The 16,140-nt window shown below is 57.9% G+C and carries 12 protein-coding genes; 5 read left to right on the top strand and 7 right to left on the bottom strand.

What is annotated here, in order from left to right; translation table 11 throughout:
• Positions 1 to 49: 49 nt before the first annotated feature.
• The 3 genes from ABIA40_RS24215 to ABIA40_RS24205 form a co-directional block, all read right to left on the bottom strand.
• Entirely contained in the window at positions 50 to 2,101 is a 2,052-nt protein-coding gene (locus ABIA40_RS24215; protein ID WP_370157921.1) for a glycosyltransferase, read from the bottom strand.
• Positions 2,098 to 3,504, bottom strand: coding sequence for a hypothetical protein (locus ABIA40_RS24210; protein WP_370157920.1), 1,407 nt, complete (start codon positions 3,502 to 3,504; stop codon positions 2,098 to 2,100). Before ABIA40_RS24210 ends, ABIA40_RS24215 begins: the two co-directional genes overlap by 4 nt.
• A gap of 118 nt (positions 3,505 to 3,622) precedes the next feature.
• Positions 3,623 to 5,587: a hydrolase gene (locus ABIA40_RS24205; protein WP_370157919.1), complete on the bottom strand. Its 1,965-nt coding sequence runs from the start codon at positions 5,585 to 5,587 to the stop codon at positions 3,623 to 3,625.
• Between the two features lie 261 nt (positions 5,588 to 5,848).
• Here ABIA40_RS24205 and ABIA40_RS24200 point away from each other — a divergent pair, with 261 nt between their 5' ends.
• The 3 genes from ABIA40_RS24200 to ABIA40_RS24190 are packed head-to-tail and all read left to right on the top strand — an operon-like array spanning position 5,849 to position 8,764.
• Positions 5,849 to 6,679 carry an FkbM family methyltransferase gene (locus ABIA40_RS24200; protein ID WP_370157918.1) on the top strand — a complete coding sequence of 277 codons (831 nt, stop codon included), beginning with the start codon at positions 5,849 to 5,851 and terminating at the stop codon, positions 6,677 to 6,679.
• 47 nt (positions 6,680 to 6,726) lie between these two features.
• The gene (locus ABIA40_RS24195; protein ID WP_404543531.1) at positions 6,727 to 8,013 is read left to right on the top strand and encodes a glycosyltransferase family 4 protein; all 1,287 of its coding nucleotides are present in this window, start codon (positions 6,727 to 6,729) and stop codon (positions 8,011 to 8,013) included.
• Positions 8,014 to 8,071: 58 nt separating this feature from the next.
• Positions 8,072 to 8,764 carry a bifunctional 2-polyprenyl-6-hydroxyphenol methylase/3-demethylubiquinol 3-O-methyltransferase UbiG gene (locus ABIA40_RS24190; RefSeq protein ID WP_036035408.1) on the top strand — a complete coding sequence of 231 codons (693 nt, stop codon included), beginning with the start codon at positions 8,072 to 8,074 and terminating at the stop codon, positions 8,762 to 8,764.
• Positions 8,765 to 8,818: 54 nt separating this feature from the next.
• Here ABIA40_RS24190 and ABIA40_RS24185 read toward each other — a convergent pair whose 3' ends face one another.
• A complete protein-coding gene (locus ABIA40_RS24185) occupies positions 8,819 to 9,130 on the bottom strand; it encodes a hypothetical protein (protein WP_157286778.1) in 312 nt (103 codons plus the stop codon).
• A gap of 511 nt (positions 9,131 to 9,641) precedes the next feature.
• On the opposite strand from ABIA40_RS24185, the gene ABIA40_RS24180 reads away from it, so the two are divergent.
• Complete coding sequence (locus tag ABIA40_RS24180) at positions 9,642 to 10,712, top strand: glycosyltransferase family 4 protein (protein WP_370158099.1); 1,071 nt, start codon at positions 9,642 to 9,644, stop codon at positions 10,710 to 10,712.
• Positions 10,699 to 11,769 carry a glycosyltransferase family 2 protein gene (locus ABIA40_RS24175; protein WP_370157915.1) on the top strand — a complete coding sequence of 357 codons (1,071 nt, stop codon included), beginning with the start codon at positions 10,699 to 10,701 and terminating at the stop codon, positions 11,767 to 11,769. The genes ABIA40_RS24180 and ABIA40_RS24175 overlap by 14 nt, the downstream gene beginning before the upstream one ends.
• An 89-nt stretch (positions 11,770 to 11,858) precedes the next feature.
• Here the strand turns inward: ABIA40_RS24175 and ABIA40_RS24170 are convergent, their stop codons facing one another.
• From ABIA40_RS24170 to ABIA40_RS24160, 3 genes are all read right to left on the bottom strand, one after another.
• Entirely contained in the window at positions 11,859 to 13,928 is a 2,070-nt protein-coding gene (locus ABIA40_RS24170) for a carbohydrate-binding domain-containing protein (protein ID WP_404543529.1), read from the bottom strand.
• 515 nt (positions 13,929 to 14,443) lie between these two features.
• Complete coding sequence (locus ABIA40_RS24165) at positions 14,444 to 15,007, bottom strand: transglutaminase-like cysteine peptidase (RefSeq protein WP_404543527.1); 564 nt, start codon at positions 15,005 to 15,007, stop codon at positions 14,444 to 14,446.
• Between the two features lie 465 nt (positions 15,008 to 15,472).
• Entirely contained in the window at positions 15,473 to 15,832 is a 360-nt protein-coding gene (locus ABIA40_RS24160; RefSeq protein WP_404543525.1) for a VanZ family protein, read from the bottom strand.
• Between the last annotated feature and the right edge of the window lie 308 nt (positions 15,833 to 16,140).

The raw sequence follows: 16,140 nt of genomic DNA, 5'->3' as shown, positions 1-16,140 counted from the left end.
GAGGCATTGCCTGGTCGCCGATGCGGAAAGAGTGCCGGCTCGCGCGGCTTCATGAGGCAGTGGCGTCATCGCGAGTGCCTGTGCTTGGAGATAGTGGTCGCGGGCCCGAGCTCTTGTCGCTCGGTATGATGGTCGCTGCTCGCTCGGGTTCAAGACGGCCTCTCAGAACGTCGGCGAAACCGAGCACGTTACCGCGAAGCCGGCCCCGCCGGTCGATGAAAGGTTCAGGTCTGGCGGCGCGCGCCAGGTTGATGGCGACGTTCCGAAAGATCTGCATGGTTGCCTGCCGAGGCGTCATCGTGCCTTTGCGCAGCAGGTAGATTGGATTGACGACTTGGGAATAGCCCAGGCGATCTCCGGCAACACGGCCCGCCTTCAGTCCCATATGCACGCCTCGGGCGCGGGGGGATTTGATCAGGCGGCCGCCTCGCTTTGCGAGCGCTGCGCCAAAATCCCGGTCTTCCTGCCATCCGTAGAGGACGAGCCGCTCATCAAAGGTAATGTTGCCGATCGCAGACATGCGGAAAGCCATGTTGCAGCCGTACGGGCTGAATGGTTCGATGCGCGGTGCTTCGGGCGACAGCGTGCCTTCCGTCAAGATGCGCAGCGCTTCATCAAAGCTGAGACCCGGTCCGAGGATGCCGTCAGCATAGAGATAGCCAGTGAAGCCGACGACCTCTGGTTCGTCTCGAAATGTTTGCGCGGCCGCGGCCAACCAATCGGGATCCGCCAGAAAATCATCGTCGAAGAACACGATCACGTCGGCCTCATTACTGAGCGCGGCCAACGCGGTATTTCGCTGAGCCGGCAAGCCGCCGGGGCCGGTGACAAGCCGAACGCCGGGCAGCTTGGCGGCATCGCCCGCATCTTCAAGGTTGACGCAAGACACGATGACGGCGTCCGGCTTGAGGGTTTGGGTTTGCAGCAAGTGAGTCAGGGTTGCCGTCACCGTTTCGGGTCGTCCTCGTGTTGCGATTGCCACTGCCACTCTGGGCATGCGTCCAACGGTGGTCTCAGGTCTTCTCAGAGCCGATGTAGGCTCTTCCATCAGCTCGACATATCCAGCCGCGGTGCGCGCCCAAGAAAACATCTTGATCCGCTCGCGGCCACGTCCGACCAGTTCATCGCGCAGATCGCCGGATGTCGAGAGCTGCCGAATGCATTGAACCCAGCGTCGTGGATCGTCGGGGGGGGCGAGCAAAGCGGCATCGCCACATACTTCGCTCATGCTGGCGCGATCCGAGGCAATGACGGGACAACCACGCGCCATGGCTTCGATGATCGGAAGTCCGAAACCTTCTGTCCATGATGGAAAGATCAAGCACAAGGCGCGATCCATCAGATAGGCGAGATCGTCATCTGTGACGCGGCCGAGGAGGGTTAAGTCGTATGCGTCCGTTAAAGGTTCAGGGGAAAATATGTCCGCCCCGGCACCGGCGACGATCACGCCGATGTTCATTGCGGCGAGCTCCGGGGCGATCGTGCTAACCAGCTGCAGGTTCTTATGCGGAGCGCGCGATCCGAGCGCCAGCACGAACCGGGTGCCGGCCGCAACCTGGCAATCCTTGCGCGCAAGGCTCGGGTCCCAGGCCAAGGCGTGCTCGTGTCCATTTGGAAGCACCGCAATGTCCGCGGCGCGTAGCGGCAGGTGCCGGGCCAGCTGTCGGGCCGAATAGGCTGAAACGGTGGTGATCCTTGCAGCGCGCTTTGCCAACAGCGGTAGCAGCACGCGATAGGTCGCGCGAAACGCTGGTCGATAGCTCTCCGGTGCGTCGAACACGTTGGCGTCGTGAATACACACGACCTGATCCGGTTTGACGGCCGGCGCTGTGTTGCCGAGATTGAGCAACGGTCCGGGCCACCGCCCGGGAAGAACCAATTGCTCCCAGAGGTGCCCGCCGAGCGGCCCTGCCGTAATGAGCGGCATAGCCTGAAGCCGAGGATCGGGGGCGGCCGCGGGGGCAATGATCGGAACGCTTGCGCCGGACCCGACGAGTGCCTGATTCATTGCCGCCGTGACGCCCTGGGCGTAGCGCTGCACGCCGCTCGTGGGCTGAGTCAGATAGCGGCCATTGACGGCAAAACTGCTGGATGCATTCATGCTTTGGCTCCCGATGGTTCGGACGGCGTGAGCAACACTCCTTCGAGGTGATCCCGCGGTGAAGCGCAAGCCAGCGCGGCGAGGGCGTAAAACAGCAGACCTTGCTCCACGGATGGAGCTGCCAACGTGTCGCCAATGATGAGAGCAAAACATGCATTCCGTGCGGCTAGGCGAGCGTCGGTCTCATAAGCCCGCGGACCATTCAATGGTGCGAACAGGGCTGTTGCCGCAAAAAGGAGGTAGAAGGCAGTTCCCGGAATACCAACGTTGGCAAGCAGTGCGATCGGAAAACTCGATGTGCGGATGGTTCCGAGCCCAACGCCGAAACCAAAGGAGTCAAAGAAGTTCTGTAGGGCAGCCGCGTTCCACGAGCTGCGCTCGACGGCCGAGGTCGAAGAGGATTTGTTGAGAATCAACGTATCGACATAGGTACGCATCGTTTCGCTGGCTCGCTCGTCGAGGAGCACGCCCAAGATCACGATGACCAAGAGGATCGGCGTGCATAGCACGGCCGCGGAACTGAGCGGACGGTTCGGTTGAAAGCCCGATCGCCGCAGAAGTCCGGCGTAAAGGATCAAGCCGACCAGTGGAGCCCCAGCAAATCCTGTCGAGGAGGTTGACAGAACGACCAGCGCCAGCGATGCAAGCGCCATCGGGCCGGTGAGCATTGGCATCCTGCCGCTCAGAAAGAGGGTGCCGGTGAACGCGAACGCTCCGAGAGTGGCGCGCGCGAATGCGGAAGCTTCGGGAAATGAACCGACGATCCGCTTTACACCGTTGACCTGATCATCGGCGTGCATTGTGTACCGGGCGTTCCGAATGAAATCGAGGAGACTTTGGGTGCCTGTCGCATACGTTCCGATGTCCAGCATGGCGAGCAGGACGTTTCCGGCGCAATAGCCGAGTACTGCGGCGACAACGGCGCGAAAGCCGGCATGAGTCGTTGCGATCGCGGCCGTGATCCCGAAGCAGGCAAGATCCGCTGCCATGTAGACGGACTGAGTAAAATTGCTGGACACTGGCCCAAGCGGGACGGTTGAGCCGGTGTCGGCGTATTCCGACGCGCCAAGAGGAACGATCTGCGTTGCGCCAGCCAGTAAGCGCGGCATCAGGACAGCAGAGCCGACACCAAAGATCACCAAGCACAACAGCCAGAATCCGGGTTGGCCGAAGCTCATGGCTCGCATCGCAGCGGCAGCCTCGTGGCGCCGAGCGAGCACTGCCGCCATGGCAAAACTTAAGAACAGGTGTGCCGGTTGAATGTTTGCGCCGCCGACGAGGATGGCGGCGGCCGCGCCAAACAGGGCAGTGCCCATCAGCACGCCGAAAGTGGCGCGATAACCGAGCGGCAGGCAGAGCAACCCGAGTAGGATGGTCAAAATCCCGATCGGTTCTAGCGACATGGCGCACCGCCGGGGGTTGACTCGAGTACGCCGCGACACGTCCTGACCAGAGTCGCGGAGCCAGGGCGGCTGACCGGAGACGGCACGTGAAGTGCTGCTGGATTCGGCATCGGCTTTTTCAATGCTGGCGAGCCATCATGCCCCTGATAGAATGTATGGAATCAAGCATCGGCAGCAGAGCGTGCTTAAGGACAGGGAATTGCCGAGCGATTGCGCCCTCACGCCAGAGTTCAAATCGCAGCGATGCCAGCCTGCTCAACACCGGCTGGGGTTGCTCGGCGCGCAATGCCTGCAGCACATCGGGTCTGCCAAAGTCGACGGATCGGCCCGGCACTTCGAGGCATCGCAATTCGCCGGCGGTAGGCCGCGTAATGGCCCGCTTGAGCCGAACCCAGGCGGCATCGGCATCGCGTAATGCCGCTGCCCCGCCGTCGATCGGAAGGCTGTCTACGTAACGGAGCGCGCCGGACAGCAATTCGTTTCCGAGGCTGGCATCGCTGATCCCAAACCGGATGTCGCCGCAATTGGCCGCGACATCCGCTCCCTCGTCGACAAAAGAAGTGACCGAGGGGATCCTTGGCTCGAACAGGCTCTCAATCAGATGCCAATACCGCAGGACTGAGGAACGGACGTCGAGCGGACTATAGCGATTGCGCTCAACCAAGAGACCGAGAACCTGCTTGAAATGTTCTTCGCTGTGTCCCTTATAGTTTGATCGGGCAAACTGAATGGTTTCAATTTGTAGCGCCGGAAAGGCACTGGCCAATAGCCGCTGTGTGCTTCCGTAGAGACCGGTATCGCACAGCAGAATTCGGCGAGCATCGCCCCGGAGTTTGGCAAAGTGCCGCTCGAACAACGCGTTCTGCACGCGGATGTCAGACACAACCGCCTTCGCGCGATCGTCGAACAACATGGTCAAGAATACGTCTGCACGAAATGGCTGCTTCCATTCCTCTGGCAGCTCGTAGCGTCCTCCACCAAGGGCACAAGCTACATCAAGAAACGAGCGGTCGCGAAACTCACGGGCAATCTCCTCGAGCGCGGAAGCGCTGCGAACCAACACCGCGGCGCGCGCCGCAACGAGGCGCGAGACCATGAAGTTCTGCCGTGGCATGCCGAGCGGCAGCGAAAGCCGAGCGATGACTCGTTCGAAGACCTCCCTTATTCCGACACCGCCCCGGGCGCAAAACAGCAAGGTCGCCTTGTCGCATGCGTTCACTTCGGCGGCGTATAGCCAAATCAGCAAACAAAACTGAGTGACGATGGGCCCAAGGACAACACGTCCAAACGCGTACGCATTTTCGGGTGGCTCCGCTGCCGAGCGGTTGCCGCGCTTTGGTCGCGACAATGCGGCCCGAGCAGCAACCAAACCGCCATTCGCCTTGCGCAAATAGCTGAACCAGACCGGCCGGGGTGTATGAATGACAGTTAATCCATGTGCCGAGGCGCGACGGACGTCGGCATGCGGATCATCGCCGATGTGCAGAATTCGTCCTAAGGACACCCCTTCTGCTTCGGCGACCCGGGCAAACAGGGCACCGTCACGCTTGGTGCATCTCTGATCGGCGCTGCTGTAGATCTGATCAACAACATCGCGCCCATGAAAATGCGAGATTAGTCTATCGAGGTCTGCAGACGACAGCATGGTGTCGCTGACGGCGACAACGCGGTTGCCCGCCGCTCGACGTGCGCGCAGAAACTCGGCCAAGGTCCGGTTTGCAACGAGCGAGGTCTTCTCGATGTCGAGTTCAATTGCCAATCGCGCAGCGCTCAAGGAATCCGGAAGACCTAGCAAGCGAAGTTGCCGATCGATCACGTCGGGCAGTCGGACTTCACCGGAACCGCGCACGGCGAGCACTCGGAAGGCAATTCGCTCGGCTTCTTGTCTGGCTCTCGCCAGCAGAACAGGTTCAATTTGCCAGCCGCGCGCCCGAAGAAGGTTGCTGAATAAATGCTCACCTTGCACAATACGTGAGCGAGCGGAGCGCACGGTTCGCAGCAGAAGCGTATCGAAGACGTCGACGGATATCAGATCGATTCCATCGGCGGCTCTGACGCGCTCGGCTAGCCTATGTGACTTCATAAATTACCAAACTCCAACGCACCGAATGACGCAGAACACGCGTAACGGTCGCAAATTGATTTGTGCTAGGCGGGCTCCGCAATTAGATGTTGCTCAGATCAATAAATTGCTTGTAGCATTTTGCGTGCCAACTCTGAGGGGCGTTCATATTTAAGAATTATATGGACTGGCGAATTACCAGCCGAATTCTCACGATCTCAGCTGATCGTTCCAGCGAGGGGTATTTAGAGAATAATGATGCGATCGCTTACTAAGCATGGGATGTCTGCGCTCGCTTCTGTTGCCTCCAGGGCTGCACAAAGCGCGTCGTTGCGCAGGATGATCTTCAATGGCATCCGGTTGCGGCGCCCTGAAGTGGAACGTTTTGGTCGAATGGACGAGATCCGCTTCTTGGCCCATTGCTTTCTGAATCGCGATCGATCGCGATCGCAGATATTTCAAGACCTCTGGGTCAGCTACGAGCTCGGAGAGAAGCAGGGCGGGTTCTTTGTTGAGTTTGGTGCAACCAACGGCGTTACGAATAGCAATACCTGGCTGTTGGAAAAGGAATACGGCTGGCAAGGAATTCTAGCTGAGCCAAATCCAATCTGGCACGACGCGCTCACACAGAACCGGACTTCGCGCAAGGATCATCGGTGCATCAGCTCTAGTTCAGGCAAGAAGGTACGCTTCTTGGTAACGAACGACGTGGATCCGGAGCTCAGCGGGGTAGCCGAATTCGCCTCGGGTGATCATTTTGCAGCTGTGCGTTCAGCCGGACAAGAGATCGAAGTCGAGACGGTTTCGCTTAACCAGCTGCTAGCGGACTGCAATGCTCCTCGCAGGATTGACTACATGTCGATCGATACCGAGGGGAGCGAGTACGATATCCTAAAGAGCTTCGATTTCTCCCGCTACAGCATCGATCTACTCAGCGTGGAGCAGAATCGACAAACGGAAGCTGCGATTCAGGCGCTTCTTGCGACGCACGGATACAAGCGAGTCTTCGAGGAGTTCTCGCAGTGGGACGGCTGGTATGTGCATTCGGAGCGCATGACCTCTCGGCGTGGCACGAATCTTGACGGGCAATTGGCGCAAGCCCCGTGCAGGTAGCGTTGGTCGAGAAAACGAATGGCTGACCAGACCCGGACTGAGCTTGAATGAAAGAGTTTTCAGCACGAGCAAGAATGCCGCACATGTCATCGTTAGAGCCCGCGGCTGAAGCAAAGCGCATCAATGTCGCGATGCTGCTCAGCTGCAGTTCCTTCGAAGGGTTTTTTGGGTGGGTGCAGGGTCAGACGCGCGCTAGCTATCTCGAGCGGTATCGAAACGATTGGGCGTGGTACTATGCTCGCGGTTTGAGCCGAAACGGGATTAGACCGATGCTCTACATCCCCTCACTGCGGGAGTCGGGAAAGTTCGCCACCGATGTTGGGATCGACGTTCGATTTCTGCCGCTCGAGAATTGGTACCAGCTGATCGAACGGGTGTGGGTCAAGCGCCTGTCGCGCCGTTCGCGCTGGTCCCTATATGCTGAGGAACGGTTGAACACGATTGCATTTATGCGGCCGCTTCGGAAAGCGCTGGCAGCGGATAGAATTGATCTGCTGTACGTGCAGGAATATTGGAGCGGCAGGTTCGATCACCTCGCAGGTCGAATTGATTTGCCAATAGTCGGTGCAGATCATGGCGGCCTGCCGGATCGTGTCGTGAAGCTGTTCAAACGCGATAGCTTTTGCAGGGCGGCGTTGCTCTATGGTCAAACCGAGCAGGAGTGTCGCATCGTCAGTCGATATGGCGGTCGATCCCGTCTCCAGCCGAACGGCTGCGACGTATCGGAGTTCTTTCCGGATGCGGCCGCGAGCCGTTCCAAAACGATCCTGACAATCACGCGTTTGACCAACAGGCAAAAGCGCACGACCGACCTCATTCGCGCACTCGCCAACCTGCCAGAGGAATGGACGCTGGATATTGTCGGCACGGGGCCGGACAAGGACCTGATGCAGGGGCTCGCCGCCAAGCTCGGCTTGTCGCACCGGGTGCGATTTCATGGATTTGTCGACCGATCCAAGGTGCGCTCCTTGCTGTGCCGGTGCGGCGTATACGTGATGCCCTCGGCGAACGAGGCGGTGGCACTTGCTGTCCTGGAGGCAATGGCTTGCGGTGCGGCGGTGGTTCTGAGCCGCATACGGGCGTTTGAGCAATTGGTCACGCACGGAGTTAATGGCGTGCTGTTTCCCGTCGGTGACGTAACAGGTCTATCCGCTGCCATCCTCGATGCCTGGCGCAATCACCAAGCACTTGGCCGAGCAGCAATCGAAACTGTCCACCAAAGCTACAATGCGGAGAAGCTGTACGCGGAGCTGGCAGATAGTCTGCGAAGATCCGCTCATCACGCTGTAGCCACCGCGGCGGAATCAAGCTTGAACTTGGAGGCTTTGTCTTAGCGGCATGAGGCAGGAAATCATAGGCGACGCTCCCCCATCTTTTGAGAAGGTTTGCGTAATGAAGGAATTATACGAGGGTGATGCTTACGGAAAGAACAATCCGACATGGCACGAGGAGGATGCGCCGTGGAAGGCGGGTCACGTCGCGCAGATGATCCGGCGAAACAATATCCCAACCCAGCGCATATGCGAGATTGGCTGCGGGACTGGCGAGATCTTGTTGAACCTGGAAAGGACGTTTCCGGATGCGCGGTTATCGGGGTACGAAATCTCGCCCGATGCGTTCAGGCGCGCAGCAGCAAAAAGTACTCAACGCACAAAGTTTCACTTAAGCAACCTTCTCGGCGAACACGATTTGGAATTTGATGTTATCCTCGCAATTGACGTGATCGAGCACGTTGAGGACTATATCTCATTCATAAAGCAGTTGCGTAGGTTTGGAACATTTAAGATCTTTCACATCCCGTTGGATCTCTCCGCGCAATCCATTTTGCGGGCTTGGCCGATTGCCGACCTCAGACGCAATGTCGGACACATTCACTACTTCTTCAAACAGTCAGCGTTGGCCACGCTCGAGGATTGCGGGTACACGATTGTCGATCATTGTTACACCGCTAGTCGGTTGGAATTGCCCAATCAGGCGTTCACAAGCCGTCTCATGCGAGTGCCCCGCCGCCTGATGTTTGCCTTCAATGCGGATCTCGCGGTGCGTTTGCTAGGCGGCTACTCGCTGTTGGTCCTCGCAAAATGAGGACCGGCGCAAGTCGGCTGGGTTGCGGTCATAGGCTGAGCCGGGTGATCGGCCTCAGTTGGAGGCGATCGATCCTGAATTGGAGCTGCGCTTATCCGCTGCAGCCAGCTCGTCTGGCGCAATCAGCTTGCGCTGATAGGCACGAAACAGCGCGCGGATAATGACGCCGACAAAGTAACCGCCTTGCAAGATGGCTTGGGTGGCTAAGACGGCAAGAACGGTTTCAAGCCCGCCGAGGCGCTGATTAAGTGTCAGGAAGATCGTGACAAACAGGACAAGCAAGGCAAAGGGGAGCAATGCCCGAAATCGGAAGCGCAGCCCCAACACCGCTCCGAAAATTGCCAGTCCGATAGCCGCGTATTCCATTACAGTGTCCCGCGATACGCGAAGTCCCCTGGAAGAGCTGAGCTGAAACAACGTCCTTGCGATCGGTTTCGCGCCCCCTCACGCCGGCCGGAGTTCGACACCTCGCCTCGCTTGCCCAACCGACGAACCGGTCAAGTGACAGATCACCTGCTGCGAGAACGTAAACTCGCAGTGTGGCAAGATCTTGTGGCGGTGCAGCACTCTCGGAGCGCCAAAGCCAGTTTGGTGCATCCGAACAACAGCTTAGGTCGGCTTGCCAGGCCAAGCTCTGTGAAAGCCGCCGACGAGCCACAATAGCAAGCAGAGGAACCAGATCAAGTTAGAGGTTCCCCCCGTCAACGGATTTTTTTCGGCACAGCGCTTTGGTGTTTCGGCCGATGTCACCTTGGCAGGGTATTTGCAACGCAAGCATCGTTGGTTGTTTTTTCTTGAGGTCAATCGGCCCGGTGAACGCGCCGGACCAAGCACTGGGGTGTCTTGCATCTTCCCTGGCTATTTGCCGCAGGTGTGCATGCGTATTGTACAATTACTCAATCATACACGCCGGCTGAATGGTCATGTGCATGCCGCCGTGGACCTCGCCTGTGCGCAGGTGAAACTCGGCCATCAGGTCGCGATGGTGAGCGGCGGCGGCGATTTTGATGCCTTGCTCGCGGAAAACAATGTCGAAAACATCCGCATTGGTTTGGAGCGTCGACCTAAGGAGCTGCTGCAGGCCACGCTGTCGCTCTATCGGCTGATGCGCGATTGGCGGGCAGAGGTGGTTCATGCCCATATGATGACCAGCGCTGTCCTTGCCTGGCCAATTTGCAAGTTGCTCGGAATCCCGCTCATCACAACCGTTCACAATGAATTCCAGTCTAGCGCAGTCCTCATGGGCCTCGGAGCGAGAGTGATCGCGGTGAGTGCAGCCGTTGGCAAGTCAATGCGAAGACGAGGAATCCCACAGTCGAGGATCCGCGTGGTTCTGAATGGAACAATCGGTGCAGCGCGTTTCGACCAAAAGGATCGCACGCCAGCCTCGCTTCAATCACCGGCGATTGTGTTCGTTGGCGGATTGCATCCGCGAAAAGGGCTATCGGACCTCTTTTCAGCGTTCGATATGGTTTACGCGGCGCTCGGAGCAGGACGCTTATATATTGTCGGCGACGGTCCGCACCGCGAGCAATATGCCGTCCAGGTCAGCTCGATGGCATGCGCGTCGGCGGTGACCTTCTTGGGTCCTCAAGATAATCCTTTTCCGTTCCTGTCAGGGGCCGACATATTCGTGTTGCCGTCGCATGCTGATCCCGCTCCGCTGGTGCTGTCGGAAGCGCGGGAAGCTGGCTGCGCCATCGTCGCGACCGATGTCGACGGAATTCCTGAATTGCTTGAACAGGGACAAGCAGGCGTTCTCGTTCCCGTGGGCAACCCGCAAAGACTTGCCGAAGTATTGCGCTGTTTGCTCCAAGACCGACAAGCCGTGCTGGAGTGGAAAAAGAAAAGTCAGTTCAATCTAGAGTTTCTTACAATTGAGCGGGTCGCTCGTCAAACGCTGGCGATTTACGAAGAGGCGTCAGGTCCCACTCATGCTCACGCCTGAAGCAAGCGATGTCAGTGACGCAGCTATAGCGACGACGTACTCGAGAACAGAGGCTAGCGATGCTCCCCAGCTCGCCGTCATCATCACCTGCTTCAATTACGAGGCTTACGTTGAGCGAGCGATCAGGAGCGTCTTAGACCAGAACTGCGATGCCTGCGAACTCCTGGTGGTGGACGATGGCTCAACTGACGGCTCCTGGGAGACGATCACCCGCTATGCGGTGACTGCATTCAAGATCCAAAACCGCGGGCAGCTAGGGGCCTGCCTGTTTGGGCTAGAAAAGACCCAAGCAAGATTCATCTTGTTTCTCGACGCCGATGATGAGCTCAAGCCAGGTTCACTGGTCAGAATCTTGGCCGAATTAGACGAGCGCGTTGCAAAACTTCAATTTGGGCTGACGCTCATCGATGCCGAAAGCAGGCCCGTCGGATCATTCTCGTCGCTCGAATCGTTTCGGGAGCGCGACCGATTGGTCGATGAGGTGCTCAGACGCGGCGTCTACAAGACACCACCGACGTCTGGAAACGTATTTCGTCGGGATGTCTGCGAGCTGCTGCGCGAGGTGGACTATGACAAGGCCGTTGACGGGGTGGTTTTGTTTGTTGCTCCATTCTTTGGGGACGTCGTCAGCCTTTCCGAAGAGCTGGGAAACTACCGCGTGCACGGCCTAAACGATTCGCAGCTCGGTCAGCTTCCAAGCGCTTCGTTGCTGCAGCGCGATATCAAGAGGTTTGTGGCACGTACCGAGCATTTGCGCGCGATTCTTGCTCGAGTGGCTCCGGGACGAAGATTGGTTGAGCCGCAAGGCGCCTTTTACTATCGCGAGCGCAGCTTCTGCCTTCAAATCGTATCGGCAAGCAGCTCACGCGCATCGATGTTGCCGAAATTGATAGCGAGTGTTGGCTCTGAGCCTTTCCCGATCGTTAAGAAAATTGCGCTGATTGCTTTCTTCGTGCTTGCGGCCATGCTGCCTCACGAACCAGCCAGAGCATTGATGGCCTACCGGTCTCAAAACCGGAGACGATCGGGACGCCTCCGCTTCGTTTCGCGGCGCTAGATAAGGCGCTGCCATTGGCCTTTCTCGGTGTTGCCATTGAACCCTGGGAGCCGGCCGTCACGGGCCGAGCTATCGGTTCCACCTATCTATCAAACTAGATCATGGAAGCTGAAGAGTTGGCCGAGCACATTTCCGATCGCGCCCTGCGGCAGGTTCGTTCCGTTGAAGCTGACAGCGTCCACGTAAAGATTGCGGTCGGTGTCGGGTGTGCCGTCCCAGCGGTCGTTGAGAAAGTGGACCAGGACAGTGTGATTGCCGGGTCCCCAATCCCCGTGCACGGCAATAGTCTCGGATTGATTTGCCGCATGCGATGCATGGGCCGTCAATGTCCCACCGACTTGGTTGCCATCGACCGAGATGGTGTAGAGCGCGTCTCCAAGATAGGCATCTTCGCTGATCTTGAACACGAGTTGATCCGGACCGGCGCCGATCGATGTTGATGAGCCGTTTTGTGTTTGTGAAGGCGTACCGGTTGTATTTGTCGGCGGTGGGGGCGTTATCACCGGCGTGGTCGTGTCGGGCGATGCACCATCATGGAAGCTGAAGGTTTGCCCGAGTACGTTTCCGATAGCGCCTTGCGGAAGGTGCGTACCGTTAAAGCTGACGGAGTCCACGTAAAGATTGCGGTCGGTATCCCGGGTGCCATCCCAGCGGTCGTTAAGGAAGTGAACCAGGACAGTGTGATCGCCGGGTCCCCAATCCCCGTGCACGGCAATGGTGTCGGATTGACCGGCTGCATGCGATGCATGGGCGGTCAATGTCCCACCGATCTGGTTGCCATCGACCGAGATGGTGTAGAGCGCGTCTCCAAGATAGGCATCTTCGCTGATCCTGAAGATGAGTTGATCCGGACCGGCACCGATCGATAGTGATGAGCCGTTTGGTGTTTGTGAAGGCGTACCGGTTGTATTTGTCGGAGGTGGGGTCGTTGTCACCGGTGTGGTCGGTTCGGCCGGTGCACCATCATGGAAGCTGAAGGTCTGTCCGAGTACGTTTCCGATGGCACCTTGCGGAAGGTTCGCACCGTTGAAGCTGACGGAGTCCACGTAAAGATTACGGTCGGTAGCCGGGGTGCCATCCCAGCGGTCGTTAAGGAAGTGAACCAGGACGGTGTGATCGCCGGGTCCCCAATCGCCGTGCACCGCGACCGTATCGGATTGACCGCCGGCATGCGATGCATGGGCCGTCAATGTCCCGCCGACCTGGTTGCCATCGACCGAGATGGTGTAGAGCGCGTCTCCAAGATAGGCATCTTCGCTGATCTTGAATACGAGTTGATCGGGACCGGCGCCGATCGATGTTGATGTCGGTGTGACTTGGGGTGTGCTCGAGGCAGTTGCAGCACCGTAGGTCCCGGGATCATTACCCGCTGGAGACGAGACCGGCTCCAGAGAAACAGCTGTGGCGGATGGGTCGGCAGAATAAACGCGGATGTAGTCGATCTTACTGGTGATAGGCACCCCTGCGAGGCTTGCGGGCTCTTGCGTAGCAAGATTCGCCAGAAGGTACATGGGTTGATGCATGTCGCTCGGCGTTGCGCGACTCCCAACCAGCTGGCCATCGACATAGAAACTGATCTGCTCTTTCTGCCAATTTACGCCATAGGTATGATAGCCACCAGGATTGGGCAATTCGCTGTAGACTTGGAGCTGCGTCTGCCAGTTGTCATTCAACGCTCGGTCCGTGGTGTGGATGGTGCTGTATACCCCTTTGCTCCAGACGCCATAGCGCTCAACAACATCGAGTTCTTGCCACCGTCCGAGCCCGTTCGGATCGGGAAGATTGTTCACGGGCAGCAGCCAAAATGCATCCCAAGCACCTGGTGACGACGAGAACTCTGCCCGAATCTCGTAGTAACCGTACTGTTGCGAGAAGGTTCTCTGGGTTGTTATCAGTCCGGACTCCCAGCTTCCGGGAACTCCGAATGGAGTACGATCCGGAACAGCGGTAATCGCAAGCACTCCTTGGGAAACAGAGAAAGGATCGTATCCCGAGCTGGGGTCGACGAACGAGCTGGTGCCGAAGCCAACGTCGGACGCCGCATCGCCCCGCCATTCGGCTCTGGTGTCGGCCCACTTCGCGCCGGCGCCAGTAAGTGAAATGCTCCTGGAATTGAATTCATCGTCGAACGTCAGCTTGTAGCCGCTAAGATCGATCATCGAAAATCTCCGCGAGTAAAGCCCGGAGCGGTACGAACGAAATATTTGCGCGAGAAACGAATGCTTTAAGTTGCTGCAGTGAAAGCTGTGAGAGACTTGCTCGCGATGCGTTGATCGTTCGACGGCTCGGAGTATCAAACTTGCGTCAGTAGACAGTTCACACGGATCGGACCGTCAGTGTCGGCATGTGAGGGCCTGACCTACCGCACGCCCTTCAAGAGCAAATTCAAAGGACCGGATCACCGCGATCTCTCTCGACTATACGCTCGTCAAGCCTGGAAGTGCATGGTGAGGGAAGCGCATCCCTGCACCAATTTTAGGCGATTTCCCGGCGCGGACGCTGACTTCGCGGTACTGCGTCAATTCTCTTGAATCACAACAGACGCAGAGCAGTGGGCTTGGGCCGAGCCAGTCAGCTGCGGTCGGCTGATAGCGCGTCATAAGCCAACCCGCCATGACTTCGGACCAAGGCGCGCATGGACCAGGTCTCGTCGACTCTCGGCCATTCCACGGACTTACGATACGGTAAGCCTACGTGTCCAGAGTTGCGGGTCGTGACGCGATTGTATGCGCAGAAAGGCGTATTGGTCGGAAGCTTCGTTGACGTTGAGAATGGCCGTACTCAGATTGTCGAGAACCAAAATAGCTCTGCCTTCTCGTACAAGCAGAACCAGGTGGTTTTCTCCGGTTGCCCGAATGCCAACCTCCGCAAGGAGAAGAGACGAACTCGGCCAACCAGCTCGCAGCAGCAGATGGCGCTTTGTGACAGCATAGTCCGCGCAGTTTCCCTCGCTGGGAAAGATCTGCCAGTCATAGTCATTCCGGCTTGCCGCTAACGCCTTCGGCATGATGCTGAAATTGACCATGGAATTGATCTGGTTGAGCTGTCGCCATCGCTGACTACGAGAACGGAAATCTGTGATGCGCAGATCGCCATGTTGCTGGCAATCTTCGGGATATCGGACGCAGAACAGCGCGAACGAAAGGGGTGCGGCGACTTGGTGTTCAAAACCGCAATAGGCCGGTTGGCCGCAAATCCAATACATTATGGCAAGTGTGCTTGCAGCATATCGGATCATCACTTGGGTGCCTGACAGAAACGACTACACCATCGCTCCATATTGCAGGCGCAAAAATTGGAGCGCTATATCAATTATGGGGCAATTGATGCCTAGCCTTGAAGCGTCGCTGCCGCAGCTGTTTGCCTAACCAACAACGCGGCGCTGGCGCGCGAACGTGGTCGCAAGGATGCAATCACCGCTCCAGAGAAGCGGGACAGACTTCCACCTGAAAAATTGGCTTCGTTGTCCAAAAACCTGCTTAGTACACTGAGGGCGCCAGCGTCGTTTCGAGCAGCCGCCGGCCCAATTTGCGGTGCCATCGCGGTGCCTGTTGGTCCCGCAGAATGCACCCGGCTCTCAAGCCGAGCGACAACATAGCTGCGATCAGCCAGAGATCATCCATGACGTGGTTAGCCTAGCTATTCGCGCCGCCTCAGCTTGTAGCGGCCGCTAGGAGCAGACGTATTTCAGAGCCGTGCCCGATCATCCGCGAGATACGATCTTGGTCATTGCCTGAGTTATGCCGACGCGCGCGAGAGTGACGACAGAGATCCCGCAGACACCTCCAGCCACTTTGACCAGCACATCCATGAGGTCACCATGTCTATCGAGAGTCAGCAGCTGCAAGGCTTCGAGGATAACTGCGCTGCCGACGACGATCAGAGTTATGAGGATAATGCGATTCGAGTAGGCCAGCACGAGCGCGAGACCGAGGATAAAGAATGCGGCAAAGCGCTCGACGTTAGGCGGCGCAATCATGGGCCGATCGTAAATGGGAGCGAGCGTCACGAAAGCGACGAGGGCGAGAGCCAACCATCCCGCGGCGAGAAAGAATTTGACCATGTCTGTTATGATCCAGAGTTCGTGTTCGGTGCAATGAGGCGAGCGGCGCGAACATCTGGCCCTGTGTCGGAGCGGTTATCAACAGTATCGGATGATCAAAAGGTAGGCAGGGGCCGCACGATCGATCGGCAGAAACCGTTTTAGGCGCAGCCTGTATTTGCGTTCGTCCGAGTGAACGAGTTGTGAGCGCCTGCTGTGGCGGAGTTCGCAGCGGTAGGCGACCCCGAAGCTTCCGGGTACATGCCGCTACTCCGATGTTGCTTCGCATTTCGCTTTTGGAACTCTGATCAAGCGAACACATCTGTGAG

The sequence above is a fragment of the Bradyrhizobium sp. USDA 223 genome, from assembly GCF_044909005.1.
Taxonomy (GTDB): domain Bacteria; phylum Pseudomonadota; class Alphaproteobacteria; order Rhizobiales; family Xanthobacteraceae; genus Bradyrhizobium; species Bradyrhizobium yuanmingense.
This window is presented reverse-complemented; position numbering and strand designations above follow the sequence as displayed.